Source organism: Sphingomonas sp. GC_Shp_3 (genome assembly GCF_026540945.1).
GTDB lineage: Bacteria > Pseudomonadota > Alphaproteobacteria > Sphingomonadales > Sphingomonadaceae > Sphingomonas.
Genome location: NZ_JALNUT010000001.1, coordinates 1,073,506 through 1,098,882, shown reverse-complemented (window position 1 = coordinate 1,098,882; position 25,377 = coordinate 1,073,506). Strand labels below are relative to the sequence as shown.

Annotated in this window: 23 protein-coding genes and 1 tRNA gene; 11 read left to right on the top strand and 13 right to left on the bottom strand. The window is 65.0% G+C overall.

Annotated elements, in window-relative coordinates:
* Positions 1-7: 7 nt before the first annotated feature.
* The 4 genes from OXR00_RS05420 to OXR00_RS05405 form a co-directional block, all read right to left on the bottom strand.
* Positions 8-433, bottom strand: a complete 426-nt coding sequence (locus OXR00_RS05420; RefSeq protein ID WP_267387156.1) for a MerR family DNA-binding transcriptional regulator — start codon at positions 431-433, stop codon at positions 8-10.
* Between the two features lie 133 nt (positions 434-566).
* A complete protein-coding gene (locus tag OXR00_RS05415; RefSeq protein ID WP_267387016.1) occupies positions 567-2,225 on the bottom strand; it encodes a long-chain fatty acid--CoA ligase in 1,659 nt (552 codons plus the stop codon).
* A gap of 15 nt (positions 2,226-2,240) precedes the next feature.
* Positions 2,241-3,539 carry an outer membrane protein transport protein gene (locus OXR00_RS05410; protein WP_267387015.1) on the bottom strand — a complete coding sequence of 433 codons (1,299 nt, stop codon included), beginning with the start codon at positions 3,537-3,539 and terminating at the stop codon, positions 2,241-2,243.
* Between the two features lie 45 nt (positions 3,540-3,584).
* Positions 3,585-3,986: a DUF2147 domain-containing protein gene (locus OXR00_RS05405; RefSeq protein WP_267387014.1), complete on the bottom strand. Its 402-nt coding sequence runs from the start codon at positions 3,984-3,986 to the stop codon at positions 3,585-3,587.
* Positions 3,987-4,170: 184 nt separating this feature from the next.
* On the opposite strand from OXR00_RS05405, the gene OXR00_RS05400 reads away from it, so the two are divergent.
* From OXR00_RS05400 to OXR00_RS05375, 6 genes are all read left to right on the top strand, one after another.
* Entirely contained in the window at positions 4,171-5,307 is a 1,137-nt protein-coding gene (locus OXR00_RS05400) for a thiolase family protein (protein ID WP_267387013.1), read from the top strand.
* On the top strand, positions 5,304-7,625 hold the full coding sequence (locus OXR00_RS05395) for a 3-hydroxyacyl-CoA dehydrogenase/enoyl-CoA hydratase family protein (RefSeq protein ID WP_267387012.1): 2,322 nt from the start codon (positions 5,304-5,306) through the stop codon (positions 7,623-7,625). The genes OXR00_RS05400 and OXR00_RS05395 overlap by 4 nt, the downstream gene beginning before the upstream one ends.
* 12 nt (positions 7,626-7,637) lie before the next feature.
* Positions 7,638-9,428 (top strand): acyl-CoA dehydrogenase C-terminal domain-containing protein, encoded by a 1,791-nt coding sequence (locus tag OXR00_RS05390; protein ID WP_267387011.1) that lies wholly within the window; start codon positions 7,638-7,640, stop codon positions 9,426-9,428.
* A complete protein-coding gene (locus OXR00_RS05385) occupies positions 9,425-10,321 on the top strand; it encodes a nitronate monooxygenase (RefSeq protein ID WP_267387155.1) in 897 nt (298 codons plus the stop codon). Before OXR00_RS05390 ends, OXR00_RS05385 begins: the two co-directional genes overlap by 4 nt.
* A complete protein-coding gene (locus OXR00_RS05380; protein WP_267387010.1) occupies positions 10,318-10,752 on the top strand; it encodes a PaaI family thioesterase in 435 nt (144 codons plus the stop codon). The genes OXR00_RS05385 and OXR00_RS05380 overlap by 4 nt, the downstream gene beginning before the upstream one ends.
* Positions 10,753-11,162: 410 nt before the next feature.
* A tRNA-Leu gene (locus tag OXR00_RS05375) sits at positions 11,163-11,247 on the top strand.
* 106 nt (positions 11,248-11,353) lie between these two features.
* On the opposite strand, the gene OXR00_RS05370 is transcribed toward OXR00_RS05375, so the two are convergent.
* Positions 11,354-13,213 carry a M1 family metallopeptidase gene (locus OXR00_RS05370; RefSeq protein ID WP_267387009.1) on the bottom strand — a complete coding sequence of 620 codons (1,860 nt, stop codon included), beginning with the start codon at positions 13,211-13,213 and terminating at the stop codon, positions 11,354-11,356.
* Between the two features lie 180 nt (positions 13,214-13,393).
* Here OXR00_RS05370 and OXR00_RS05365 point away from each other — a divergent pair, with 180 nt between their 5' ends.
* The gene (locus tag OXR00_RS05365; protein WP_267387008.1) at positions 13,394-13,804 is read left to right on the top strand and encodes a hypothetical protein; all 411 of its coding nucleotides are present in this window, start codon (positions 13,394-13,396) and stop codon (positions 13,802-13,804) included.
* A gap of 108 nt (positions 13,805-13,912) precedes the next feature.
* On the top strand, positions 13,913-15,040 hold the full coding sequence (locus tag OXR00_RS05360) for an energy transducer TonB (RefSeq protein ID WP_267387007.1): 1,128 nt from the start codon (positions 13,913-13,915) through the stop codon (positions 15,038-15,040).
* Positions 15,041-15,169: 129 nt separating this feature from the next.
* Here the strand turns inward: OXR00_RS05360 and OXR00_RS05355 are convergent, their stop codons facing one another.
* The 3 genes from OXR00_RS05355 to OXR00_RS05345 are packed head-to-tail and all read right to left on the bottom strand — an operon-like array spanning position 15,170 to position 17,903.
* Entirely contained in the window at positions 15,170-15,547 is a 378-nt protein-coding gene (locus OXR00_RS05355; protein ID WP_267387006.1) for a nuclear transport factor 2 family protein, read from the bottom strand.
* Positions 15,544-16,002, bottom strand: coding sequence for a YaiI/YqxD family protein (locus tag OXR00_RS05350; protein WP_267387004.1), 459 nt, complete (start codon positions 16,000-16,002; stop codon positions 15,544-15,546). The genes OXR00_RS05355 and OXR00_RS05350 overlap by 4 nt, the downstream gene beginning before the upstream one ends.
* 38 nt (positions 16,003-16,040) lie before the next feature.
* Positions 16,041-17,903 (bottom strand): ATP-binding cassette domain-containing protein, encoded by a 1,863-nt coding sequence (locus OXR00_RS05345; protein WP_267387003.1) that lies wholly within the window; start codon positions 17,901-17,903, stop codon positions 16,041-16,043.
* 162 nt (positions 17,904-18,065) lie between these two features.
* On the opposite strand from OXR00_RS05345, the gene OXR00_RS05340 reads away from it, so the two are divergent.
* Positions 18,066-18,212, top strand: coding sequence for a hypothetical protein (locus OXR00_RS05340; RefSeq protein ID WP_267387002.1), 147 nt, complete (start codon positions 18,066-18,068; stop codon positions 18,210-18,212).
* A 77-nt stretch (positions 18,213-18,289) separates the two neighbouring features.
* Here the strand turns inward: OXR00_RS05340 and OXR00_RS05335 are convergent, their stop codons facing one another.
* The 3 genes from OXR00_RS05335 to OXR00_RS05325 all read right to left on the bottom strand — a co-directional run bounded on the left by OXR00_RS05335 (position 18,290) and on the right by OXR00_RS05325 (position 21,099).
* On the bottom strand, positions 18,290-19,594 hold the full coding sequence (locus OXR00_RS05335; RefSeq protein WP_267387154.1) for a HAMP domain-containing sensor histidine kinase: 1,305 nt from the start codon (positions 19,592-19,594) through the stop codon (positions 18,290-18,292).
* A gap of 41 nt (positions 19,595-19,635) precedes the next feature.
* Positions 19,636-20,355, bottom strand: coding sequence for a response regulator (locus OXR00_RS05330; protein ID WP_242146905.1), 720 nt, complete (start codon positions 20,353-20,355; stop codon positions 19,636-19,638).
* Positions 20,356-20,445: 90 nt separating this feature from the next.
* Positions 20,446-21,099: an EF-hand domain-containing protein gene (locus tag OXR00_RS05325; RefSeq protein WP_267387001.1), complete on the bottom strand. Its 654-nt coding sequence runs from the start codon at positions 21,097-21,099 to the stop codon at positions 20,446-20,448.
* A 150-nt stretch (positions 21,100-21,249) separates the two neighbouring features.
* Here OXR00_RS05325 and OXR00_RS05320 point away from each other — a divergent pair, with 150 nt between their 5' ends.
* Complete coding sequence (locus OXR00_RS05320; RefSeq protein WP_242146901.1) at positions 21,250-21,402, top strand: DUF2256 domain-containing protein; 153 nt, start codon at positions 21,250-21,252, stop codon at positions 21,400-21,402.
* Between the two features lie 53 nt (positions 21,403-21,455).
* On the opposite strand, the gene OXR00_RS05315 is transcribed toward OXR00_RS05320, so the two are convergent.
* Both OXR00_RS05315 and OXR00_RS05310 read right to left on the bottom strand, forming a co-directional pair.
* Positions 21,456-22,724 carry an MFS transporter gene (locus tag OXR00_RS05315; RefSeq protein ID WP_267387000.1) on the bottom strand — a complete coding sequence of 423 codons (1,269 nt, stop codon included), beginning with the start codon at positions 22,722-22,724 and terminating at the stop codon, positions 21,456-21,458.
* 13 nt (positions 22,725-22,737) lie between these two features.
* Positions 22,738-23,523 (bottom strand): sulfite exporter TauE/SafE family protein, encoded by a 786-nt coding sequence (locus tag OXR00_RS05310; protein WP_242146897.1) that lies wholly within the window; start codon positions 23,521-23,523, stop codon positions 22,738-22,740.
* Between the two features lie 367 nt (positions 23,524-23,890).
* Between OXR00_RS05310 and OXR00_RS05305 the strand changes: the two genes are divergently transcribed.
* Positions 23,891-25,135 carry a membrane dipeptidase gene (locus tag OXR00_RS05305; RefSeq protein WP_267386999.1) on the top strand — a complete coding sequence of 415 codons (1,245 nt, stop codon included), beginning with the start codon at positions 23,891-23,893 and terminating at the stop codon, positions 25,133-25,135.
* Positions 25,136-25,377 lie beyond the last annotated feature (242 nt).

The window sequence follows — 25,377 nt, the reverse complement described above, 5'->3', positions numbered from 1 at the left end:
CAGGCGCTCAGTCGCGGCTTTCGGCTCGCCCGATCTGCCGGACGCGCGCCGATGCTTCCTGTTCGATCTGGCGCAACTCCTGAATGGTTTCCTCGATCGCCGCACGCTGGTGTTCGAGATCGTCGATCCTCTCCCGCACACGGCCGGCGAGCCGCGCCATCTGTTCGATGTGATCCGGGTCGACATCGTACAGGTCGAGGAATTCCTTGATTTCCCGGATCGAGAATCCGAGCCGCTTACCGCGCAGGATAAGCTGCATTCGGCCGACGTCGCGTTTCGAGTAGACGCGTGTGCTGCCGATCCGCTGCGGTTCGACCAGTCCCTTGTCTTCGTAGAAGCGCAACGTCCGCTGCGTGACGCCGAGTTGGCGTGCGACCTCCTGAATACCCTTACCGGCATCGTCGCCCGCGTGTTTGCGCACGACGGCCCGCATCGTATCGAGCGAGCTTTCCACGCGCGTGGTCATCGCGTCATCCAAAGAATGTGCCCCGGCATGTTCCGCGTTCCTGCTATCCAACGTCTTGCCCGATCCGTGGCGGAACACCAAACAAGCGCCTGCCTGCCCGTCAAGCGAGTCGCGCCCGTTCTTCCTCGACCAATTCCTTCTTGGAAAGTTTGCCGATCAGCGTTTTGGGCAGGCTGTCGCGGATCTCGAACGCGCGGGGTACCTCGATCTTGTTGAGCCGCTCCTCCAGGAAGCGTTGCAGGTCCGGGATGGCGAGTTCCATGCCTTCATGCAGCGCGACGAACAGCTTCGGCGACTGTCCGCGATAGGCGTCGGGGATCGCGATCGCGATCGCTTCCTTGATGGCGGGGTGCTGATAGGCGGCATCCTCGATCATGCGCGGGTAGACGTTGTAGCCGCCGCACAGGATGACATCCTTGATACGATCGACCAGGAACAGATAGCCATCAGCGTCGAGATAGCCGATATCGCCGGTGCGCAGCGCGCCATCGACGAATACCGCCTCGCTCTCCTCGGGCTTGCGCCAATAACCCTTCATGATCTGCGGCCCGCGCGCGCAGACCTCGCCGCGCTCGCCCTCCGGCAGGATGGGGTGCGGAGCGGCTAATGCCCGGATTTCGAGGGTGGTGCCGGGAAAGCGTGGCCCGCAACTGTCATCCTTGACCAATCCGTCGAGCGGGTTGCACGCGATGATCGGCGCGCTTTCCGACAGGCCGTAGCCCTCGACCACCCGCGCGCCGGTGCGCCGCTCGAACGTCTCGCGGATGTCGAGCGGCAGCGGCGCGCCGCCCGAAATACAGGCGCGGACATGCGAAAGGTCCGGAATCTGGTGCTTAGGCAGTTCGTTCATCGCGCCATAGATCGTCGGTACGCCGAAGAACTGTGTCGGCGGTTTGCGCTTCATGGTGGCGAGCATCTGCGCCATGTTGAAACGCGGCAGCAGCACCATCTCCGCGCCGATTTCGACCGAGAAGTTGAGCACGGTGGTGAGCGCGAAGACGTGGAACATCGGCAACACGCCGAGCGTGCGGTCCTGGTACGGCTTGCGGCCGCCGACATGCACCAGCATCTGCGCGCTATTGGCGGCAAGATTGGCGTGGGTCAGCATCGCACCCTTGGGCGTGCCGGTGGTTCCCCCGGTATATTGCAGCACCGCGACATCGTGCGGGCTCATCTCGACGCGATCGGGCGCGGTATGGTTCGACAGCAGCGCGCGCAGCCGAATGGTATGGCTTTCGTCCGCGACGTGCGCGTGATCCTTGCGTTTGAAGAACTGGAAGCCGATCGCCTGCAAGGTCGGCAGCATATCCGTCATGCCGCACAACACGATCTGTTCGATGCCGGCGGCGGAGGCGACCGCCTGCACCTTGCCATGGATCACGTCGAGATCGGGCACCGCGATCATCCGCGTGCCGGAGTCGCGGATCTGATGATCCAGCTCCGGCTTAGTGTAGAGCGGGTTGAACGGCACGACAATCGCACCCACCCGCAGCGCCGCGAAATACAGCACCACATAATAAGGACAGTTCGGCAGGCAGAGGCCGAAGCGGTCGCCCGGCTTCAGCCCCCGGTCCTGAAGCCCACGCGCCGCATGATCGACCAGTTTGCCGATCGCCTTGTACGTCCAGGTGCGTCCAAGGAAGTCGACCGCGATCCGCTCGGGCCATGTGGCAACCGCATGGTCGAGCAGATCGGTCAGCAGGCGCGGCCGAAACTCCGGTTTCGGCGCGCCCAGGTGCGAGGATGCGAGCGTGGGCATGTCAGCGTTCCTGCATCAGAACCGCAACCGGCCGCCGAGCGACAGCACGACCGCGCTCGCCTTCTGCAACTCGCCGTTGACGAGGATGGGCGTTTGCGCGGCGGTGCCGGCGTATGCGGCGGTCAGCCGGTCAATCTTGGCATTCTTGAACATGATGTACGACACCGCAGTGTCGAGCGTGAACGCCTTGGTGACGGCGATGCTCGCGCCGGTCGCGAAGTTCCAGCGGTCGGCATCCGGTACGCGCGCATCGCGGTCGCCGTCGCTGGTTGGGCTGTCGTCGTGCTGCACGCCCGCACGCAGGGTCAATTGCGGCGCAACCGCGACGTCGACGCCGCCGGCATAGCTCCATGTGTCGTGGTAGCCTTCGGGGATCGCAACGTTGAGCGGCGCGCCGATCCGGATCGCGTCGAACTCCGACCAGCCGGACCGCACCGCCTGCGCGTTGAGCGTGACCTTCGGCGATACCGCCGCGCGCGCGCCGAACGTCACCTGCCAGGGGGTGCTGAACCGCGCGTCGGTGGCGATCCGGCTGTTCTGCGCGGCGAGCGGCCCCAGCAACCCGGTGGTCGTCACCGAACCTTTCAGGTTATGTTCAATTTTGGACTTGTAGCTCGCCGCGAGCGTGATCGGCCCGGTGCGGAACTGCGCGCCGACCGTGTAGCCGAAGTCCCAGCCGTTGCCCTTCAACTCCTGATGCCCATCGGCGAGAAGGGGCGACAGGTTCGGCAGCGCGTTCGACAATTGCGCATCGGAATATTCGGCGTTGAGCGCCGCGCCGATCGCGATCTGCGGTGTGACCATGAACGCGACCGAGGGCTGGAGATCGTAGGTGCGCAGCTTGGTGCGATCGGCGGTGTAGCGTACCCAGCTCGTCAGCGGGTAATCCGTCGTGAAGCTGAACGGCGAAGTCGCGGCCAGGCCGATGCTCAGGCGCGGCGTGATCGCGCAGGAAATTGCGCCTGAGGGTAGTACGCCGTTGCGGATCGGATTGGCGGAGCGGGCGTCGCCACCCACCGCGCGCGGCGCCTGACCCGGACGTACGATCACCGTGCCTTGGTTGACGACATTGCCCTTGGGCAGGATGCCGCTGACGCCGAGCGAGCCGGCGCAGCCCTGCTGGTCCGCGATCGACGCCGGGTTCCACCACAGCGACTCCGGCCCCTGATCGGCGACTTCGCCGGAGAAAGCGCGACCGGCGCCTTTCACCGACTGTTCCTGGAGATAGAACGCACTCGCGTGCGCCGCGCTGGAATAGGCAAAGAACGCCACCGGCATCACCGCGAGCGAGGAGATCTTCCGAAAATTGCGCATGTAATCCTCCATCCTACGTCTTTTCTTATGTCCGTGATCTTCGGATCAGCGGATCCGCGTCCAAACCTGCGTCTTGCACAGCGGCCACACGATGCAGCCTTTCAGCTTGATCTGGTTGGCGCTCGTCGGGGTGAGCGTGGCGGTATAGGTGCCGCCATCGTCGGCGTTGTAGATCGTGCCATCCGCCCACGCGTTCGACTTCCACGCGAACCCTTCAAGGATCACCAGCCCCTTCAGCGCGCGCGACCTTTTCGAGGCATCCTTGTTCTTGATGTCCTTCAGGTGCGGATCGGCGCGCAGGCCATCCGAATCCATCAGCGATCCGCAGATCGATGCGCCGCATTTCGTGATCTCCACGACGCCGTGCCGCACCGGCGTCTGCCAGCGACCGATCGCCACATCCGGGCTGGCCGTATAGGCCGCCGCTGCTGCCAAAAGCTCTAACATCCTCTCTCCTTCGACCATCGCGATACCGGTTGATCCGGCGTGCTGGCGCAGACGGTTCCGCTGTTTACGAAATCCGCGAATCGCAGTCTGCCGCAAAAATCAGTTGACGTATAGGTCAATTATCGCACCATTAGGGGATGGTGAGCGGGACGGTGATTCCCGCGTCCTTTGGAGAGGCTGTTCGATGCGCGACGTGGTTATCGCGGGCTATGCCCGCTCTCCCTTTCATCTGGCCAACAAGGGTGCGCTGGCGCGGGTTCGCCCGGACGATCTCGCCGCAACCGTGATCCGCGGGCTGATCGAACGCACCGGCGTGAAGGCGGAGGATATCGAGGATATCATCCTCGGCTGCGCCTTTCCCGAGGGCGAGCAGGGCTTCAACATCGCGCGGCTGGTCGGGCTGCTGGCCGATTTGCCGCTGTCGGTCGGCGGCATGACGGTGAACCGCTTTTGCGGATCGTCGATGAGCGCGATCCACATCGCCGCCGGGCAAATCCAGCTTGGTGCGGGCGAGGCGTTCATCTGCGCTGGTGTCGAGGCGATGAGCCGGGTGCCGATGATGGGCTTCAACCCGCTGCCCAACCCGGCGCTTGCCAAGAAGAGCGACGCCTACATGGGCATGGGCGACACCGCCGAGAACGTCGCGACCAAGTATCAGATCACGCGCGAGCAGCAGGAAGCGTTCGCGGTGACGAGCCAGGACAAGGCGGTGGCGGCGATCGCGGCGGGCAAGCTCGACGCCGAGATCGTACCGGTCACCACCAAGGCGGGTGTGGTCGACAAGGACGGCACGCCGCGCCCCGGCACGACGGCAGAGGCGCTCGCCGGGCTCAAGCCCGCGTTCAGCCAGGACGGCACGGTGACGGCGGGCACCGCTTCGCCGCTCACCGATGGCGCCAGCGCGGTGCTGGTGACAAGCGAGGAGTATGCGCGCGCCAACGGGCTGACGATCCTCGCGCGGATCAAGTCGGTGGCGGTATCGGGCTGCTCGCCGGAGATCATGGGGATCGGCCCCGTCGAAGCCTCGCGCAAGGCACTAGCGCGGGCCGGGGTCGAGGTTGGCCAGCTCGATGTGGTCGAACTGAACGAGGCGTTCGCCAGTCAGGCACTCGCCTGCATCGGCGATCTCGGGCTGGATCAGACCAAGGTCAATCTCGACGGCGGCGCGATCGCGATCGGCCATCCGCTCGGCGCGACCGGCGCCCGCATTGTCGGTAAGGCGGCGGCGTTGCTCCAGCGCGAGGGCGGCAAGTATGCGCTCGCCACGCAGTGTATCGGTGGCGGGCAGGGCATCGCCACCGTGCTGGAGTCGGTGGAATGAGCGACGGAATCGCAAAGGTCTGCGTGATCGGCGCGGGCACGATGGGCGCGGGCATCGCCGCACAGGTCGCCAATGCGGGGGTGCCGGTGCTGCTGCTCGACATCGTCCGCGATCCTGCGGATCGCAACGCGGTCGCGGCAGGCGCGGTGGCGAAGATGCTCAAGACCGAGCCCGCGCCGTTCATGTCGAAGGCGGCCGCCAGACTGGTCGAGGTCGGTAATATCGAGGATGATCTCGCCCGCGTCGCCGAGTGCGACTGGATTGTCGAGGCGATCGTCGAGCGGATCGACCTGAAACAGGCTCTTTACGAGAAGATCGAGGCGGTGCGCCGCCCCGGCACGGCGGTGTCGTCGAACACCTCGACCATCCCGCTCGCGCATCTCACCGAAGGGCGGTCGGAGGCCTTCGCGCGCGATTTCCTCATCACGCACTTCTTCAACCCGCCGCGCTACATGCGCCTGCTCGAGATCGTCTCCGCGCCGCAGACCGACGCCGCGCTGGTTGCGCGCGTCGCCGATTTCGCCGATCGCCGCATGGGCAAGACGATCGTCCACGCCAAGGATACGCCAGGCTTCATCGCCAACCGGGTCGGCACGTTCTGGATCCAGGCGGCGATCAACGCGGCGTTCGAGCTTGGCCTCACCGTCGAGGAGGCCGATGCGATCGCCGGCAAGCCGATGGGTGTGCCGAAGACCGGCGTGTTTGGGCTGGTCGATCTGGTCGGGATCGACCTGATGCCGCATCTGCAAAAGAGCCTCACCGGAACGCTCGCCAAGGACGATCCGTATCAGGCGATCTCGGCGATCCCGCCGCTGATCGAGCGGATGATCGCGGATGGCTATACCGGCCGCAAGGGCAAGGGCGGTTTCTACCGGCTCAACCGCGAGGCGGGCAAGCGCAAGGAAGCGATCGACCTCACCACCGGCGACTATCGCCCGGTCGTCACGCCCGCATCGCTGCCGGGCGCGGCGGCGAAGGGCGATCTTGGCGCATTGCTGAGCGTGACGGGCAAGGTCGGCGCCTATGCATGGGCGATCCTCGGCGCAACGCTCTCCTATGCCGCCAGCCTCGTGCCGGAAGCGGCGGACGACGTGGTGGCGGTCGATACCGCGATGAAGCTTGGCTACAATTGGACATACGGCCCGTTCGAGTTGATCGACAAGATCGGCGCGGCCAAGCTCGCAGAGCGGCTGGCGGCAGAGGGCATGCCGGTGCCGCCGATTCTCACTCTGGCGGGGGAGCGCAGCTTCTACCGGGTGGAGGACGGCAACCGCCAGTTCCTCGGCCTCGACGGCAATTATCACGATGTGGCGCGCCCCGAGGGCGTGACCCTGCTCGCTGATGTAAAGCTCACGTCGAAGCCGCTGGTCAAGACCGGCTCCGCCGCGCTGTGGGATGTCGGCGATGGTGTCGCCGCGCTTGAATTCACCGGCAAGATGAACGCGCTTGATGGCGAGGTGATGAAGGCGATCGGCCTTGCCATCCCGATCGTGGCGGAAAAGTTCAAGGCGCTGGTGATCTACAACGAGGGCAGCAACTTCTCGGCCGGCGCAAACCTAGGCCTCGCCATGTTCGCGCTCAACATCGCGGCATGGGGCGAGATCGACAAGCTCGTCGCGGGTGGTCAGGAGGCGTACAAGGCGCTCAAATACGCACCGTTCCCGGTGGTGAGCGCGCCGTTTGGCATGGCGCTGGGCGGGGGGTGCGAGATCCTGCTCAACAGCGATGCCATACAGGCGCATGCCGAGACCTATACCGGCCTGGTCGAATGCGGCGTCGGCTTAGTCCCCGGCTGGGGCGGTTGCGGCGAGATGATCGACCGGATGCGCCAAGCGCCCGGCATGCCGAAAGGCCCGATGCCCGCCGTCGCCAAGGTGTTCGAAACCGTCTCGACCGCGACCGTCTCCAAATCCGCCGCGCAGGCGAAGGAGATCGGCTTCCTGCGTACCAGCGACGGCATCACCATGAACCGCGACCGGCTGCTCGCCGACGCCAAGGCCAAGGCGCTGTCGCTGGTCGACGGCTATCAGCCACCCAAGCCGCCCGAGTTCCGCCTGCCGGGGGCGAGCGGCCGCACCGCGCTCGACATGGCGGTGAAGGGCTTTCAGTCACGCGGGCTCGCCACCGACTATGACGGCGTTGTGTCGGGCTATCTCGCCGACGTGCTGACCGGCGGCGAGGCCGATCTGGTCGATACCGTCACCGAGGCGGACCTGCTCGCGCTCGAACGCAAGGCGTTCGCCAAGCTGGTGCGCGACCCCCGCACGCAGGCGCGGATCGAGCACATTCTCGACACCGGCAAATCGCTCCGCAATTGAGAGACCGCACCAATGCAAGTCTATGACGCCCCTTTGCGCGACATGCGCTTCGTCCTCAACGAGCTGCACACCGACGACGGCTTCGGCGACATCCCCGCGCTCGCCGAGTTCACGCCCGATCTGACCGATGCCGTGCTGGAAGAGGCCGCGCGGTTCAGCCGCGAGATACTCGCACCGCTTAACCGGTCGGGAGATGAGGAGGGCTGCCACTACGAAAACGGCGTCGTGCGAACGCCCGAGGGCTTCAGGCAAGCGTACCAGCAGTTCGCCGACAGCGGCTGGACCTCGCTTGCCGCCGATCCGCAGTGGGGCGGGCAGGGCTTGCCCGAGGCGCTCAACAAGCTGGTCGAGGAGATGAGCTGTTCGGCCAACCTGTCGTTCGGCCTGTATCCCGGCCTTACCGCCGGCGCGACCACGGCGATCATGGGCTATGCCAGCGAAGACCTCAAACAGGCCTATCTGCCCAACATGGTCAGCGGCAAATGGTCGGGCACGATGTGCCTGACCGAGGCGCATTGCGGCACCGATCTCGGCCTGCTGCGCACCCGCGCGGTGCCGCAGGACGATGGCAGCTATCGTATTGCCGGGTCGAAGATCTTCATCTCGGCGGGCGAGCACGACCTGACCGAGAACATCGTCCACCTCGTGCTGGCGCGGTTGCCCGATGCGCCCAAGGGCGTGAAGGGGATCAGTCTGTTCCTGGTGCCCAAGTATCTACCCAAGGACGACGGCTCGGTCGGCCCGTCGAACGCCGTGCTGTGCGCCAATATCGAGCACAAGATGGGCCTCAAGGCGTCCGCCACCTGCCAGATGAATTTCGAGGATTCGACCGGCTGGCTGGTCGGCGAGCCGAACAAGGGCATGGCGGCGATGTTCACGATGATGAACACCGAACGCGTCTCGGTCGGCATCCAAGGCCTCGGCGTCGGCGAGGCGGCGTATCAGGCGGCGGTCTATTACGCCAAGGACCGCTTGCAGGGCCGCGCGCTGTCGGGCGTCAAGAACCCGGACGGCGCCGCCGATCCAATCATCGTTCACCCCGATGTGCGCCGCATGTTGATGACGATGCGCGCCTATAACGAAGGGTGCCGCGCGCTGTCCGCTTGGGTGTCGCGCGCACTCGATGCGGAGAAACACTCGCCCAATCCCGAGGTGCGGCAGCGCGCGGAGGATTTCGTCGCGTTGATGACGCCGGTGGTGAAGGCGCTGTTCACCGATCTCGGCCATGAAAGCGCGCACCTCGCGGTGCAATGCTATGGCGGCCACGGCTACATCCGCGAAAGCGGCGTGGAGCAATATGCTCGCGATGCGCGGATTGCGATGATCTACGAGGGCACCAACGGCATCCAGGCGCTTGATCTGGTCGGGCGCAAGCTCGGCGCGCATACCGGGCGGTACCTCCGCAGCTTCTTCCACCCCGTGTCGCAGTTCATCGAGGAAAATAGCGGCGAGGGACCGCTCAAGCCGATGGTCGACGGCCTCGCCCGCGCGTTCGGGGCGTTGCAGCTTTCCACCGCGACGATCGCACAGCGCGGGCTGGCCGACCCCGAGGAAGCGGGTGCTGCCTCGACCGATTACCTGCGGCTGCTGGGGCTGGTAGCGATCGCCTATTGCTATGCCAAGGCGACCAAGTTGTCGGCGTTGAAGCTGATGTTCGGCGCGGAGGACAAGGCGTTCTACGACGCCAAGATCAAGACCGCCACGTTCTTCTACGAACGCATCCTGCCACAGACCGCCGCCCTGTTCCTCCAGATCAAGGCGGGCAAGAAATCGATGATGGCGCTCGACGCGGAGGCGTTCTGAGCCTTCCTGCAACCCTGGTCGAGCGGCTCGCCATCCCGGCGATGGTCGCGCCGATGTTCCTCGTCTCAGGCGTGGAACTGGTGGTGGCGTGCTGCTCGGCGGGGCTGCTCGGCACGTTTCCGGCGCTCAACGCGCGGACGGGTGAAGACCTCGATCGCTGGCTGGACGAGATCGCGGCACGGCTCGACGGGGCGGCCGCGCCGTTCGGGGTCAATCTCATCGTCCACAAGAGCAACACGCGGCTTGAGGCCGATCTCGCCCGCATCGTCGCGCACAAGGTGCCGGTGGTTATCACCTCGCTCGGCGCGGTGCCCGATATCGTTGCCGCGGTGCATTCTTACGGCGGCATCGTGCTGCATGACGTCATCAACGTCCGCCATGCGGAGAAGGCGATCGCCGCCGGTGCGGACGGGCTGATCGCGGTGTGCGCGGGTGCGGGCGGTCATGCCGGCACGCTCAGCCCGTTCGCCTTGGTTGCGGAAATCCGGTCGTTCTTCGCCGGACCGCTCGCGTTGGCAGGCGCGATTACCGAGGGGCGGCACATCGCCGCCGCGCGGATGATGGGCGCCGATCTCGCCTATCTCGGCTCCCATTTCATCGTGGCAGAGGAGAGCATGGCAAGCGACGCGCAAAAGGCGATGATGCTCGGTGCGCGCGCCGCCGATATCGTCCATACCGACCGCGTAACCGGCGTTGCCGCCAATTTCCTCAAGCCCAGCCTCGACGCCGCGACCCTGCCGGGCGCGCACGGCGGCCTGTCGCTTGCCGAGGAAGCCCGCGCTTGGAAGTCGATCTGGTCGGCGGGGCACGGCGTCGGCGCGGCGCAGGCGGTACAGCCGGCGCGCGCGCTGTGCGCAACGCTGATCGCGCAGTATCAGGAGGCGTGTGCATGAGCGGGCTGGACGAGATACGCGCGATGATCGCGGCCGGCGAACGCCCGCCGATGATGGAATTGCTCGACATCGACCTTGCCGAAGTCGATCACGGCTACGTCGTCTTTACCGCTACGCCGAGCGGATTGCATTACAACCCGCTCGGCATCGTGCACGGCGGCTTTGCGGCGACGCTGCTCGATTCCGCCTGCGGTCTCGCCGCAAGCAGCGCCACCGCTGTCGCGATGAATTGCGTCACGCTGGAGATCAAGATCAGCTACCATTCCGCGTTGACCGCACGGTCCGGTGAAGTGCGCGCGGTCGGTCGGTTATTGTCGATCGGCAAGCGGGTCGCCTATACCGAGGCGAAGCTACTTGGGGCGGATGACAAGCTGTATGCCTCCGCTACGTCGACTTTGCTGCTGTCAGAGCGACGTTCGGACTTCGGCTAGATAACCGCGCCGAAATACTTGCAGCCCTGCCGATACTCAAAGCTGCCGTCCGAACAGACGTTCAGGCCGCGCGGGCAACCTGCCGCGCTTCGGCATCGTTGGCGGCGGTAGGTGCATCGACCACGTTTTTGCTCCGCATCGAGAGCAGCAGGTAGACAAGCGTGAACATCTTAGACCTCTGAGTTTGCTGCATTGCGACGTCACCGGCGATATGATCGGCCGAGGGTGCCGTGACAAATGCGAAGATCGCGTTCGCAGTTGCACAATATGAGTTCAGCGATGATTGCGAGGTGATCGTCCGCCGCGCTCGATGACGCACGTAAGCGTCACGATCTTTCGATTGGCTCTGGAAATCCGCGCCAGCTTTGCATATAGGCCGCGCTTCGCTGTCCGGCTAAGCCGGTTGCCTTGCGGGCGTGGTGAAATTGGTAGACGCGCGGGACTCAAAATCCCGTTCCGAAAGGAGTGTCGGTTCGACCCCGACCGCCCGCACCAAAGCCGAAGACTTGAAGTGGCCCAGGCCCGAGGCGCCTGCAGGGTTCGCTAAGTGTACGCAAATCGGCTGCCACGGTACTCTGCGGCGGTTATGGACAGGGTCTCATCAAGACGGTTTGGTGATGATGCTGTCGAGTGCGGCGGCAACCGTTGGGTGATAGGTTGCGCGCGCGGTCGCGAAGATGCGGCGAGCGATCGGTTGACCCCATGGGCCTTGCGCTATCAGCCCACGGTACAGTGGGAACACGAACAGCCCGCGTCCGATCGTGTGGAGATAATAATCCAAGGCCGGCACCACCGGGTCGTAGTGATTGGAGATCGCAAGGCTGAACCACGCAAAGCCGATATAGGCGCTCGGCGATCTGGACAGGCCCCACGCCGAATCCATTTCGGCGAGCCGGGCGGGCGACTGCTTGCGCGGCAGCCCGTTCAGGAAGCGCAGCCACTCCTGCGTGCTCCATTTCGACGTATCGATCGACGTCGCCGGCGCACCGGCGTCGAACGCGGCGAGCTTCGTGTCGATCGCCGCAAGAGTCGCTGAACGGACATGGACGGCATTGTCGGGCAGGCCCGGTTGATAGGCCCAGCGGTCGAGTTGCAGGTCTTTCTCCAGCGCGGCATCGCCGTGGATCAGATTGGCGCGCAGATCGGCAAGGAAGCCGGCGGTCGTCTGCGGCTGGAAAGCGTGACGATCGAAATAGCTGCGCAGATACGCGTCCCATTTCGCCCGTCCAACGCGGTACTCGATGGTGCGCAGGAAGGTCGCGCCCTTGTTGTAATCGAGCTCGCCGTAGGTGCCGTTCGGGTCGCCATGCAGGCGTGTCGAAGCGGCATCCGGTCCACCGGCACCCTTCAGATCCCGCTGCAGGTTATCCCAACTCAGATCCGCCAGCGTTGCCGCGCGCTCCTTTCCGTACACCGCTTCGTCGATGCGGTTTTCGAAGTAGGTGGTGAAACCCTCGTTCAGCCAAACGTCCGACCAGGTCGCGTTGGTGACCAGATTGCCCGACCAGCTATGCGCGAGTTCGTGCGCGATCACGTCGACGTTTGACTTGTCGCCGGTCAGGATCGTCGGCGTGGCGAAGGTGAGGGTGGGATTCTCCATACCGCCGTAGGGAAACGACGGCGGCAGCATCAGGATGTCGTAGCGACCCCAGCGATACGGCCCGTACAGCGCACTCGCCGCCGTCACCATCTTCTGCGTATCGTCGAGTTCGGCGGCGGCGCGTGCCAGCGTGGCGGGTTCGGCATAGATTCCGGTGGTGGGACCTAGCGGCTTGAACGCGAGATCCCCGACCGCGAGCGCGATCAGATACGGCGGCACCGCGTGCGGCATGTCGAACGCGAAGCGCTTCTCGCCCTTGTCCGCCGGCTCGCCCTCGGGCGTGAGGCGGTTTGCGCTCATCACTGCCATCATGCTGGCGGGGACGGTGATGTGCGCGGACCAGGTCTGCCGGATACCGGGACTGTCCTGCGTGGGGATCCAGCTCCGGTTGTTGGTCGGCTCGCCCTGGCTGAACAGGAACGGCTTTGACTTGCCGGCGGTGAGCGCAGGCGGCAGCCATTGCAGCGCGCTCGCTTTCGGCGCGGACGTGTAGGTGACGATGATCCGCCGCGCCGCGCCGATGCGAACGGTGAGCGGCGCGCCTTTTTCCGGTACGCTCGCGCCGACGGTATACGGCAGCGCATGGCCGTTGGTGTCTGTGATGCGGGCGATGACGAGCCCGTCGTCGTCCAACACGATCCGGTCGGCGCCCGGTTTGGCGAGGATGTCGAGCGTGGCGGTTCCGCTCAGGCGCTGCGTGGCGAAGTCGGCGGTGAGATCGAGATCGACATGCGTGACGCGCGCCGTTTCAGGTTGCGCAAAGGACAGCGTGTCCCGCGCTTGCGGCGTGGTGAGGATCGGAGCGGGGATGGGGAGCGATGCTGGCGCGGCGGCTGCGAGTACGAAAAGAGCTGGAACCATGGCGCCAATGCTATCCGGTTTTGCGCCGTGCGCAAAGTGGGCTGCAGAAGGTGCGCACGTACCAGGATGATCGTTCGTTGATGATCCGTTTAGAGACTGATGCCGTTCAAAAGCGGACATCGACTTCATCAAAACGTTAACCTGATTGCAGACGTTTGTTCACGGCGTCATGCTGTTCGGATGAGCAAGGCCGATCGATTATGGGCACGTTACTGGGGCATTCGAGACAGCAACCGGATCGGCCACCGGATGCCTATTTTGTGGCATCTGGCACTAAGCGGCGACACGGATGCCATGGTGGAGTTGGGAAACGAACTGGGGGAGGGTGGTCGCATTGCAAATCGGTTCAGCCAAAGCGGCCTAGCTTACGCGGCATATCGCCGTGGCAATCCTGTTGGTGCACAGCATTTGGCTATGGACGCGTTCAACCAGAATGACCTACGAGGTTATCGACACTGGCTCAACAAGGCTGCGAGGTTAGGAGATCATGATGCCGGGCGGGAGCTACGGCGCTTCGAGGTTCGACTGGCCCATGGGAATGCCGCTTTGATCCACAGGAAACGTCCGCTTAGGAAGTCGGAAATCCTGTAAGCCGTCCGTCCGCTCCCACCATCTCAAGCCATTCACGAGCGGCGATGCGCGCGCTAAACTTCGAACTGTAGCGGGACGACTCGAGCTACGTTGATCGGAGATCAAGGCATGCTTGTCGCGTTGCTCGCCTCACTCAGCGTTCCTGCCCCGCCGGCCCCGCCGGGCTATTCTCGCGCGGAGATCGTTTCTTTCAAGGCCGAGCAAATCTCTTGCGCTGACGGTCCCGTCGCGACTGGTGGTCTTGTCCGGCCGCGGACGACTGTCTGGACGCGGTACGGTTCCGTTTCCGATGCGGCACCGCCGCCGACCTACCAGTTCGATTTCGCGATCGACGGGCAAGGGCGCGCGCGCACGATCCGGCGCGATGCTACTCCGCCACCAGCCTATTATTTCGACGCGAGCGATCTCGCGCCCTCTCTTGCCGCATCGCATTTTCCTGCCGGCGCCCCACACGACAGATGCTCCATTCGCTATAAAGCGTCATTTGATCCAATCGAAACGGCGGCCATTTCGGACCTGTACGAACTGGCAAGCCGGCCCGAGCCAGCGGGGAACGCGCCAAGCCTGTACGAGCGGGTGCGACCTGCGGGATCAACCTGCCCCCGGGAACCGGGCCAATACCGCCGGCTGAACCTGCCGGCGTTCGAAAGAATGCGGCCAATTTCCGGCGATCCGGCTTGGGTGTTCTTTGCCTTTGACGTCGATGCCCGCGGCAAGCCGGCCGATGTGCGTGTTCTTGGAACATCCGGCGATGCAGAACTGGACGCAGCGGGGCGCCATGCCTTGCTTGCGAACCGCTATGTGCCCGGGCCTGGCTACCGCGGCTGCACGTACCACTTCCACCTGTCGGACGTGACCGAACATCCTGCGCCCGACTTACCTGCCGACGCACCTGGCGGTCTAGCAGATCAACCCGGATGCATGATCGACCCGAAGTCGATTTCCGGCCTGCTAAACGGAAGCGCTTATCCAACGCCGTTCGCGCGGCGTCGGATCGAAGGGGTGGCGATCGTCGGTTACGACACGGCACCGTGGGGTGCGGTCGGGAACGTAAAGGTGCTTCTGTCGGAACCGGATGAAATGTTCGGTGCCGTAGCGCGCGATGCCTTCATGAACGCCCACGTGGCAGAGGGCGCCACCGGGCAGCGGGGATGCGTTCAGCGCGTGAAGTTCAAGTTGCCGCCCGCGTACTCCGCAAGGCGCAGTCTTCCTGTCATCGCCAGACACCCTGATTAAAACGGTTGCCGATGTTTTCCGGCAAGCTCGCGGGATCACCGTAGCCGCCTGTTCTTGCACCTATGTCAGACCGCAGGCTTTTCGCGCTCGTTGCAACGGGATCGGACTAGCTCTTCGGCTATGTCGGCCTCAGGCAAGCGTGAGGTAGATCTCCGCCTCCAAGACCCACGCACCGGCTGTCGCACGCCACTTGGCGGAGTAGGCACCGGACGCCACCACGGTGCCCGCAACGGCGCCTTGCCAATGGCCATGTTCGAGCGCGATCGGTTCGACGGACGAGGCGACGACCGTGTCGGGCGTGCGAATATAGATCGTCCGCGAGGGCGCCGCGAACTCGCGTTTCCATGCCGCGAGCTGCGCCTTGCGACCAGAGATGACGGCGCTGTCGGTGCCGGTAATGAGGATCACGTCCGCTGCCAGCAAAGGTCCGATCGCGGCAAGGTTCGCTTCCGCCAGCGCGCGGTTGAAGGCGGCGCGGCGCGTCCGGATGGCAAGATCGGCACTCACCGGGCGAGCTTCACCAGCGCGGTGTCGAGCGCTTGCAGGAAGCGCGAACGGTCGGTCTTGGCGAAGGGTGCTGGGCCGCCGATCACGTCGCCGCCGGCGCGCAGATCCGCCATGATCGCACGGGTGGCAATCGCCCCGCCGATCGAGCTGGCGGTGAACGGCTTGCCGGTGGGGGCGAGCACCGTCGCGCCCGCCTTCAGCGCGCGATCGGCGAGCAGGATGTCGGCGGTGACGACGATCGCGGAGGCATCGGCCTGTTCGGCGATCCAGTCATCGGCGGCGTCGAACCCGTCCGACACCACCACGCGGCTGACCAGCGGGTGCTGCGGAATACGGAAGTGGCTGTTGCTGACGATCACCACCGGGACTTCGCGGCGGTAGGCGACCTTGTAGATCTCGTCCTTGACCGGGCAGGCATCGCCATCGACGAGGATGCGGGGGGTGGCGGCCGTCATGCGTGTCTCCCGGAGGTTCATCCAAAAGGAGGCGGGTGTTACGCCGCGATCCCCTCCAGCGATTCGCTGATCTCGAACCACACCGCCTCGGCGGCTTCCAGCTTCTTCGAAACCGTCGCGTGCTCCTTCTTGCGCGCATGTTCGTTCATCCGCGCCAGCCAGGGCTCCGCCGCCGACGGATCGGCGATCGCGCGGTCGATTGCATCGCGCTGGCGGGTCAGCTTGGCGACGAGCGCCTCCGCCTCGTGTGCGCGCTTCTTGAGCGCGTCGGCCTGACGGCGCGCCTCGTCGGCGGCCTTGTCGACCGGCTTGGCCTTCTTGGCACCTTCGCCGCTCGTCGGATCGCCGGCCAGCACGAAGGCGATATAATCCTCCATGCTGCCGTTATATTCGCGTGCCGTGCCGCCATCGACCAGCACCAGCCGGTCGGCGGTCAACTCGACCATGTGGCGATCGTGGCTGACGAGGATGACCGCGCCGTCATAGGCGTTGAGCGCCTGCACCAGCGCCTCGCGCGCATCGACGTCCAAGTGGTTGGTCGGCTCGTCGAGGATCAGCATGTGCGGGGCGTCGCGGGTGATGAGCGCGAGTGCGAGGCGGGCGCGTTCGCCGCCCGACAATTTGCCGACCTTGGTAACGGCCTTGTCGCCCTGAAAGCCGAACCGGCCGAGCTGCGCGCGCACTGCCGCCGGGGTCTTGCCCGGCATCACGCGCACCATGGTTTCCAGCGGCGTGTCGTTGCCGTCGAGTTCCTCGACCTGATACTGGGTGAAGTAGCCGACGCGCATTTTGCCGCTGGAGGTCATGCCACCGTCGAGCGGGGCAAGCTGGGCGGCGAGCAGGCGGGCGAGCGTGGTCTTGCCGTTGCCATTGCGCCCGAGCAGCGCGACGCGATCATCGGGATCGAGCCGCAGGTTGAGGCGCTGGAGGATCGGCTTTTCGTTATAGCCAACCGCCGCCATGTCGAGCGTGATGAGCGGCGGCTTCAGCTCGTCGGGGCTGGGGAACTCGAAAGACAGCGTGGGATCTTCCGCCATCGACGCGATCGGCTGCATCTTGGCGAGCATCTTCTGGCGCGACTGGGCCTGTTTCGCGGTGGAGGCGCGCGCGGAATTCTTGGCGATATATTCCTGCAGCTTCGCACGCTGCGCGTCTTGCGACGCCTTCGCGGCCGCCAATTGCGCGGCGCGTTCGGCGCGTTGCCGTTCGAAGCTGTCGTAATTGCCCGAATACATCGCGACGCGCCCGCCCTCGACGTGAAGGATCGTGTCGACCACGTTGTTGAGCAGATCGCGCTCGTGGCTGATGACGACCATCATGTTGGGGTAGGACTTGAGGAAGTTCTCCAGCCACAAGGTCGCTTCGAGATCGAGATGGTTCGACGGCTCGTCGAGCAGCAGCAGATCGGGCTCGGAGAACAGCAGCGCGGCGAGCGCGACGCGCATCTTCCAGCCGCCCGAATAGCTGTCGAGCGGGCGGTTCTGCATCTCCTCGTCGAAGCCGAGCCCGACCAGGATCGAGGAGGCGCGCGACGGCGCGGTATAGGCATCGATCGCGCCCAGCCGCTCGTAGATTTCGCCGAGGCGGTCGGCATCCTCGCACGTTTCGGATTCAGTCAGCAGCGACGCGCGTTCGACATCGGCGGCGAGCACGGTTTCTACCGGCGTGGCGGTGCCCTGCGGCGCGTCCTGCTTCAGATAGCCGATGCGCGTCTTGCGCGGCATCTCGATCTCGCCGTTGTCGGGGTCGATCGAGCCGATCATCACCTTCATCAGTGTCGACTTGCCGGCGCCGTTGCGGCCGATCAGCCCGACGCGGCTCTTGCCGGGAAGCGCCGCGGACGCATTGTCGAGGATCGTCCGCCCACCGAGGCGCACCGTGATACCGTTGATATTCAGCATGGCGCAGCGCTTATCATGCAGCGCAGCATTCGTCACCCCGCCCTCGACTCACCGCGATTGAGGACCGGAGGTGGAACAATACTTCAGTCTTAGCGTTAAAACGTGCAGTATCGTCGATGAGGTGAGTAGGAGGTTCGCCCATCGCCATGAGGGAGTACCGCTATGAACGGTGTCATCTATTTCCGGGCCGACCATGAACTGATCGGCCGCGTCATCGCCGAGAAGCTGCGCCGCCGCACCGATCGGAACCGGCTCGACGACAGTTTCAGTGTGGCCGGCCCGCGCCAGAAGAGTGCGCTCGCCGCCTGATCGTGGGTGTCGACGTCCATCCCGCCAGCTTCACGCCCAGGCCTTCCTAACCGCCAGCATGGCGACTCGTGGGGTGTTTAGCGCCGCAACGTGATGGTCGCCGCTAATCCGCCGCCGACCCGGTTGGCGAGTAGAATGTCGCCGCCCGCCTCGCGCACGATCGCACGCGCGAGCGCAAGGCCGAGCCCAATCCCTCCGGTATCCTTGTTGCGCGAGTTTTCGAGCCGGGTGAACGCCTCGAAAACGTCGTTCAGGCGATCCTCGGGGATGCCGGGACCGCGATCGCACACGATGATGCGAACCTGATCGGGTTGTTCGGCAAGCTGCACCTCCACCTCGCTGCCGTACTTCAGCGCATTCTCGATGAGGTTGCGCAAAGCCCGCCGCATCAGCGACGGGCGCAGCCGCATCCGCAGCCGCGCGCGCTCCTCGAACGCGACATCCTCGCCGAGATCGAGGAAATCGTCGACCACCGCCTCGACCAGCGCAGCCAGATCGACTTCGGTAAGGGGTTCGCTCGGCCGCCCAAGCCGCGCGAGCGAGAGGATATCGTCGAGCATGCGATTCATCTCGGCGATGGTCTCGGCCATGCGCAGCCGGTCGGTATCGTCATCGACGGACTCAATGCGAACCCTCAAGGCCGCAAGCGGTGTGCGCAGATCGTGCCCGATCGCCCCGAGCATCCGGTCCTTCTCGTCCAGCATGGCGGTAACCCGCAGCCGCAGCGCGTTGAATGCGGCGATGACGTCGCGCACGTCCTGCGGCCCGGCTTCAGCGAGCGCGTCGACCGATCCGCCGGGGCGAAACCCGCGCGCCGCGACGGCGAGTGTGCGCAGCGGCTTGGAAATCTGCCGCGCGGCAACCAGCACTGGCACCAGCACGACGATGTAGAGAATCACCGTTTGCCAGATCAGCCGCCAGAAGATCCAGTCGTTGCCGCCGAACCACGGCACCGACAGCACCAGCCAGTCCTTACCCGGCCGTTCGACGGCGATCATCAACTCGCCACCCGCGCGGCGGAAACGTTCGCGGCGCTCCTTACCTGTGTAGCGCAGGCGGAAGTCGTCCGGCACGAACCGATGTACTTCCGTTTCAACGCGTCCGGTGTTTAAACCGGCTTCGCCAAGCGCGGTCCGCAGACTTTGTTCGATGTCGCGGCGATGCTCGCCCGTCGGCGACACGGGCGAGCTGGCGGCATTCCGCACGCGTCCACGATCGAAGCGGGTAGGCTTGGCAAACGTATTGCGCTCGATCGCGTCGGCAATGCGCGCGACCACCGGCCCGGTAGTGCCCTCGATCCGCGCGCGTTGACGTTCCTGAAGAATGAGCGCGAAGTTGATCGCCTGCGCCACGAACAGCGCAACCGCGATGACAAGCGCCATCTGACCCGACAGGCTGCGCGGCCACAGGCGCGGGCGGAACCTCAAAGGCGGGTAACCTCCGCAGCCAGCGTGTAGCCACCGCCCCAAACGGTCTTGATGAGTTCGGGATTTTTTGGATCTTCTTCGATCTTGCGGCGCAGGCGGCTGACCTGATTGTCGATCGCGCGGTCGAACGCCGCCGCCTCGCGCCCCTGCGTCAGATCGAGCAACTGGTCGCGCGTCAGAACCTGGCGCGGGCGCGTCACCAGTGCGTGGAGCAGGTTATACTCGCCGGTCGACAGCGGCACCGACACGCCGTCGTGATCGACCAGCGCGCGTTCGCCCGATTTCAGCACCCATCCGGCAAAGGCGAACGAGCCAGCAGCGGGCGCGTGTTGCCGCACGCCGCCGGCAGCGGCGCGGCGCAGGATCACCTTGATACGCGCGGTGAGTTCGCGCGGGGAAAACGGTTTCACCACGTAGTCGTCGGCGCCGATCTCCAACCCGACGATGCGGTCGGTCTCCTCCGTCTTGGCGGTGAGCAGGATCACGGGCGTGTCGCCGGTCGCGCGGATGTGACGGCACAGGCTGAGCCCGTCCTCGCCCGGCATCATGATGTCGAGGATGACGAGATCGATCGCATACGCCGCCATCCGCATCCGCGCGCCTTCGGCGTCACCGGCCTGCGTGACGCGAAAGCCCTGCTTGGTGAGAAACTGCGCGAGCGGTTCGCGGATCGAACGCTCATCGTCGACGAGCAGGAGATGCGGCGTGTCACCCATGGGATCGGGGCTTAGCATAATGCTCCAGTCTGCCAAGTTCGCCGGGCGGGCAGGGGGAGTACCCGCCCGGCAGGCCTGACCAGTCGGGGGTTACTGGCCGGCATCTCGATCCGGTGCGCTTGCATCCGGCGGTGGCATGTCGCCACCCCGCATCGGCGGCCGACCGGCGCTCATCTCCGCCTGATCGATAAAACCGTCGTGGTTGGTGTCCATCTTGTCGAAGCGGCGGTCGGAGGCTGCGCGCATCTCCTCGCGACTGATCCGGCCGTCGTGATTGGTGTCGAGCCGTTCGAGCCGATCTTCGCCGCGTGGGCCGCCAGGGGGCGGGGCCATGGCACGATCACCGGCCGGCTGACCGCCATTCTGCTCGCGGCGATCCCGGAACGCTTGCATCATCGCCTGCATTTCGTCCTGCGTGATGCGGCCGTCGTGATTGGCATCCATCTTCTGAAAGCGCGCGTCGGCGTCGGCCATGAACTGCGCCTTGGTTATGACGCCGCCCTGCGCGCGCTCCGCCATGCGGCCACGCAGTTCGTCGCCGGAGAGCTTGCCGTCGTTGTTGGCGTCCATCCGCTGGAACCGCTGTTCCGCCTGAGCGGCGAATTCCTCGTGTGTGATGATGCCGTCGCCGTTGGCATCCGCGTTCGTCATCATGCCACCGCCGCGCTGCGCCACCGCCGCCGTGCCAGCCACCCCGGCGAACACCGATCCGGAAAGCGCTGCGGCCAGGAAAAGCCTTTTCATGGTATGTCGTCCCTTATCGCTGAACCCGGGCTGATCCGGATCGTCGAGCATGGTCTAGACAAAGCCTGTGCCGTCGGTGTGTCAGCGGGCGGGGATAAGTGTCGCAATTTGTCGTCGGCGCCCAATTGGGCGATCGCGCGTTGGAGCGGCATGGCGCACAAGAAAGCTCATCTTCCAACCAAACTTTGTGTGGCCTGCGAGCGCCCCTTCGCGTGGCGCAAGAAGTGGGAGCGGGATTGGGAGAACGTGAAGTTCTGCTCGGATCGCTGCCGGGCAAGCGGTGCGAAGGCCAGCCCGCAGTGAGCGGATCAAGGCCGTAGCATCCGCGGCTCGATCACCAGCGCACGCCGTCACGCCTAACGAAATTGCGCCACCGTCGGTCGCTTCAGCCGAACAATACCCCACCACAGCACCGCGAGCGCTACTGCCGCCAGCGCCGCCGCCAGCAGAAACGCCGCGCCCGGTGCGCCATGCTCCGCTCCGAATGCGAGCGTTTGGGTCATCGCCAGCGGCCCGATCACCTCCGCCACGCTGCCGAGGCTCGCCATGCCGCCTTGCAACGCGCCCTGATTGGCGGAATCCACACCGTTCGACAGCAAGGCGTTGATGCCCGGAAATACCAGTCCCGTCAGCGAACCAAGCGCGATCAGTGCAAAGACCATCCACCCCGTCGTCGCGAAGGTGATCGCAGTGAACGTCGCGACCGCCACCGAAATGCCGATCATGACCGTGCCCAACTCGCCAAAGCGGCGGATCGCGCGTCCGGTGACGAACACCTGCGTCAGCGCCATCGTCACGCCCGAAGCCGCGAGCGACAGGCCGATCAGGTGCGGGCTCCAGCCGAAGCGGATCTCGCACCAGAATGCCCAGGTTGCGGGATAGACCATCTGGCCAAGCTGCCAGCAGAACGCGACGATCAGCAAGGGCGCGGCGCCGCCGGCGTGGAAGAGCGGTTTGAACGCCCCGAACGCATTCGCGCGCCGCCACGCGAACGGGCGACGATCGGCGGCCTCGAGCGTTTCCGGCATCGCGGCCGCCATCCAGCACGCGTTCAACACGGCGAGCGCTCCTGCGACGAGAAACGGCGCGCGTGGCCCGAAGCCGGCGAGCAACCCGCCGATCGCGGGGCCGATGATGAAGCCCGTACCGAACGCCGCGCCCATCAGCCCGAACGTTTCGCCACGTTTCTCCGGCGGCGTCACGTCCGCCAGAACCGCGTTCGCGGGGCCGTAGATCGCGCCCGCTACGCCGGCGATAATGCGGCCAAGGAACAGCCAGCCGATCGTCGGCGCGAACGCCATCAGCGCATAATCGATCGCGAAAGCCACCATCGCCGTCAGCAGCACCGGCCGTCGCCCGAACCGGTCGCCAAGATTGCCGAAGATGGGGCCGGCGAAGAATTGCGCGGCGGCGAACGCGATCAGCAACGCTCCACCGGTCCGCGCCGCATCGGCGAGGCTGCCGCCCTTCAACTGCACGATCAACGTCGGCAGCACCGGCATGACGATGCCGAAGCCGATCGTGTCGATCAGCACGGCCGCCAGCACGATCGGCACCGCACGATGTTGGAAGCGCATGATCGTTACGAACCTCTCCGCCCCCGCGCCAAGTCTGGGCGCTACCATGGCGCGCCGTCTATTAGAACAGCAGCTTGGCGCCAACGATGATGAGCGTCACCGCCAGGATCGCGCGCAGCACACCGTCCGGTACGCGTGTTGACAGCAGGCTGCCGATGATGATGCCGGGCACCGATCCGACCAACAGCGCGCCAAGCAGGCTGAAATCGACCGCGCCCATCAGCCAGTGACCGATTCCGGCGATGAGCGTCAGCGGCACCGCGTGCGCGATGTCTGATCCGACGAGCCGGTTGGTCGGCAGCTTCGGGTACAAGGCCAGCAGTGCCGTCATGCCGATGGCGCCCGCACCCACCGAGGTCAACGCCACCAGCACGCCAAGCAACACGCCAAGGCTGATCGTCAGCGCAGCGATGCGCCCGGGCTGGATCTGGTCCATGACCGGCGCGAACCGCGCGACGATCACACGGCGGAACACCATGGCGATTGCAGTGAGGATCAGCGTTACGCCGAGGATCACGGTCACTGCTTTTCCGGTTTGCTGATAATGCGATCCGGCGAAACCGAGCACGAGCAACGTCATGATGGTGGCGGGCATGCTCCCGATCGAAAGCAGGCGTACCACGCGCCAATCGACCGTGCGGTTGAGACCATGAACCCCCGTACCCACGGTTTTGGTGGCGGAGGCGTAAAGCAGGTCGGTGCCAACCGCGGTCACCGGGTGGAAGTTGAACAAGATCACCAGCAGCGGTGTCATCAGCGATCCGCCGCCAACCCCGGTCAGGCCGACCAGCATGCCGATCATGAGGCCCGCCACCGAATAAAGCGGATTATAACCGGCGAGAATCATTCAAAAGCCTCTGTTGCGATCGCGCTTGCCATCCTTACCGGCATGCACTGCCGATCGCGACCCCGCAACAAACAGAAGCTTTTGAAGCGCCGCGCCTGGGTTTGGGAGGCGACGCGCAGAGGGTTGCGCCGTCACCGTCAAGATCGCCGTAACGCCCGCTGGTCTTGGTGCGGCCGAGCGCGACATGTGTCTACTCCGCACCTTAATAACGGTCGTGAATTGGCGGCGCCGCTGGTTGCGGTGCGGTATGATCAAAGCCGAGAATGAGCCGACTAAAGCCGCTCCGCTTGACGAACCCTGCGCCGCACTCAATGCTGCACCTGCAAACAAAAGGGGTGGTGCTGTGCTCAATCGACGGACTCGACACGTGATCGCGCTTTGCGGAGGCGCGGCGCTCACTCTTGCGACAACCAACTCCGTCACCGCCCGAAAGGCCGCTGTTGATTCGGCGCGCGCGATCCACGAACAACTCGTCGTGCTCGACACCCATTTCGATACGCCCGCCAACCTGGGACGGCCGGGCTGGAGTATCATGGACCGGCACGCCACCGATAGCGACGGCGATCAGGTCGATTACCCGCGCATGGTGCAGGGCGGCGTGGATGGCGGGTTCTTCGCGATCTACACGCCGTCCGGTCCACGTACGCCGGCGGGAGATATCGCCGCGCGCGATTTCGGCATACAGCGCGCGGTGCAGATCCGCGAAATGGTTGCCAAGCACAGCGACGTCTTCTCGCTCGCGCTGAATGCCGACGATGCGGCGCGTGCGGTTGCCGCGCACAAGCGTTTCGTTTTCATGAGCATGGAAAACGGTTATCCGTTCGAGGGCGATCTCACGCTGATGCGCACGTTTCGCGGCCTCGGCGTGACGATGATGGGGCTCGTCCACTTCAAAAACAACGATCTCGCCGACAGCGCAACCGATGCTCCCGAGTGGCACGGCCTTTCACCCAAAGGCAAGGATGCTGTCGCGATGGCGAACCGGCTCGGTGTGGTGCTCGACGTCAGCCATGCGTCGGACGACGTGCTGCGCCAGATCGCGCAATTGTCGAGCGCACCGATCATCCTGTCGCATTCCGGCATGCGCGCGGTCCACAACAACCCGCGCAATGTGTCGGATGACGATGCCAAGCTGGTCGCGGCGAAGGGCGGCGTCATCCAGATCAACGCGTACAGCGGCTACATGGTCGATGCACCGGCCGCGAGTGCCGCGCGGGACGCGGCGATGAAGGAATTGATGACCGGCTATGAAAAGGCCGACACGATGACGGTCACGGAACGCCGGGCACTCATCGCGCGACGCAAGGCGATCCAGACGCAGTTCCCGGCACCGCGCGCGACGTTTGACATGTTCATGGCGCATCTGCTGCACGCGATCAAACTGGTCGGCATCGACCATGTCGGGATCAGCGGCGACTTTGATGGCGGCGGCGGCGTGGATGGCCTGAACGACATCACCGCTTATCCTAAGGTGACTGCGGCTCTGTTGAAGGCAGGCTACAGCCCGGCGGACATCGGCAAAGTTTGGGGTGGGAATGCGCTGCGCGTGTTGAAGCAGGCGCAATCGCTGGCAGACCCCGTGCTCGTGCCGAAGGTGCCGATCACCAACTGACGGTGTGTGCGCGGCCGAGGCTGATCGAAGCGAGGTTTGCCGTGCCAGCCGCTCGCCCATTGGTGTGCACGAGGCGAAGGTCGGGTGCACACCGGCTTCAGCCGCACGCCAAGCTGCGTCATGGCGGCAGGCACCGCACGCTGTCTTTTGCAGCGGTGCAGCGGAACCCTTTGCGCCGCCACTCGTCCAATGAATGCTAGATCATACCTGATCCGTAACGACGCGTCTCAGACCGCACGGAT

Excerpts from the sequence above, each read along its gene's own strand:
- OXR00_RS05420 (WP_267387156.1), bottom strand. The coding sequence starts at position 433 with ATGCGGGCCGTCGTGCGCAAACACGCGGGCGACGATGCCGGTAAGGGT.
- OXR00_RS05415 (WP_267387016.1), bottom strand. The coding sequence starts at position 2,225 with ATGCCCACGCTCGCATCCTCGCACCTGGGCGCGCCGAAACCGGAGTTT.
- OXR00_RS05410 (WP_267387015.1), bottom strand. The coding sequence starts at position 3,539 with ATGCGCAATTTTCGGAAGATCTCCTCGCTCGCGGTGATGCCGGTGGCG.
- OXR00_RS05405 (WP_267387014.1), bottom strand. The coding sequence starts at position 3,986 with ATGTTAGAGCTTTTGGCAGCAGCGGCGGCCTATACGGCCAGCCCGGAT.
- OXR00_RS05400 (WP_267387013.1), top strand. The coding sequence starts at position 4,171 with ATGCGCGACGTGGTTATCGCGGGCTATGCCCGCTCTCCCTTTCATCTG.
- OXR00_RS05395 (WP_267387012.1), top strand. The coding sequence starts at position 5,304 with ATGAGCGACGGAATCGCAAAGGTCTGCGTGATCGGCGCGGGCACGATG.
- OXR00_RS05390 (WP_267387011.1), top strand. The coding sequence starts at position 7,638 with ATGCAAGTCTATGACGCCCCTTTGCGCGACATGCGCTTCGTCCTCAAC.
- OXR00_RS05380 (WP_267387010.1), top strand. The coding sequence starts at position 10,318 with ATGAGCGGGCTGGACGAGATACGCGCGATGATCGCGGCCGGCGAACGC.
- OXR00_RS05370 (WP_267387009.1), bottom strand. The coding sequence starts at position 13,213 with ATGGTTCCAGCTCTTTTCGTACTCGCAGCCGCCGCGCCAGCATCGCTC.
- OXR00_RS05365 (WP_267387008.1), top strand. The coding sequence starts at position 13,394 with ATGAGCAAGGCCGATCGATTATGGGCACGTTACTGGGGCATTCGAGAC.
- OXR00_RS05360 (WP_267387007.1), top strand. The coding sequence starts at position 13,913 with ATGCTTGTCGCGTTGCTCGCCTCACTCAGCGTTCCTGCCCCGCCGGCC.
- OXR00_RS05350 (WP_267387004.1), bottom strand. The coding sequence starts at position 16,002 with ATGACGGCCGCCACCCCCCGCATCCTCGTCGATGGCGATGCCTGCCCG.
- OXR00_RS05345 (WP_267387003.1), bottom strand. The coding sequence starts at position 17,903 with ATGCTGAATATCAACGGTATCACGGTGCGCCTCGGTGGGCGGACGATC.
- OXR00_RS05340 (WP_267387002.1), top strand. The coding sequence starts at position 18,066 with ATGAACGGTGTCATCTATTTCCGGGCCGACCATGAACTGATCGGCCGC.
- OXR00_RS05335 (WP_267387154.1), bottom strand. The coding sequence starts at position 19,594 with ATGGCGCTTGTCATCGCGGTTGCGCTGTTCGTGGCGCAGGCGATCAAC.
- OXR00_RS05330 (WP_242146905.1), bottom strand. The coding sequence starts at position 20,355 with ATGGGTGACACGCCGCATCTCCTGCTCGTCGACGATGAGCGTTCGATC.
- OXR00_RS05325 (WP_267387001.1), bottom strand. The coding sequence starts at position 21,099 with ATGAAAAGGCTTTTCCTGGCCGCAGCGCTTTCCGGATCGGTGTTCGCC.
- OXR00_RS05320 (WP_242146901.1), top strand. The coding sequence starts at position 21,250 with ATGGCGCACAAGAAAGCTCATCTTCCAACCAAACTTTGTGTGGCCTGC.
- OXR00_RS05315 (WP_267387000.1), bottom strand. The coding sequence starts at position 22,724 with ATGGTAGCGCCCAGACTTGGCGCGGGGGCGGAGAGGTTCGTAACGATC.
- OXR00_RS05310 (WP_242146897.1), bottom strand. The coding sequence starts at position 23,523 with ATGATTCTCGCCGGTTATAATCCGCTTTATTCGGTGGCGGGCCTCATG.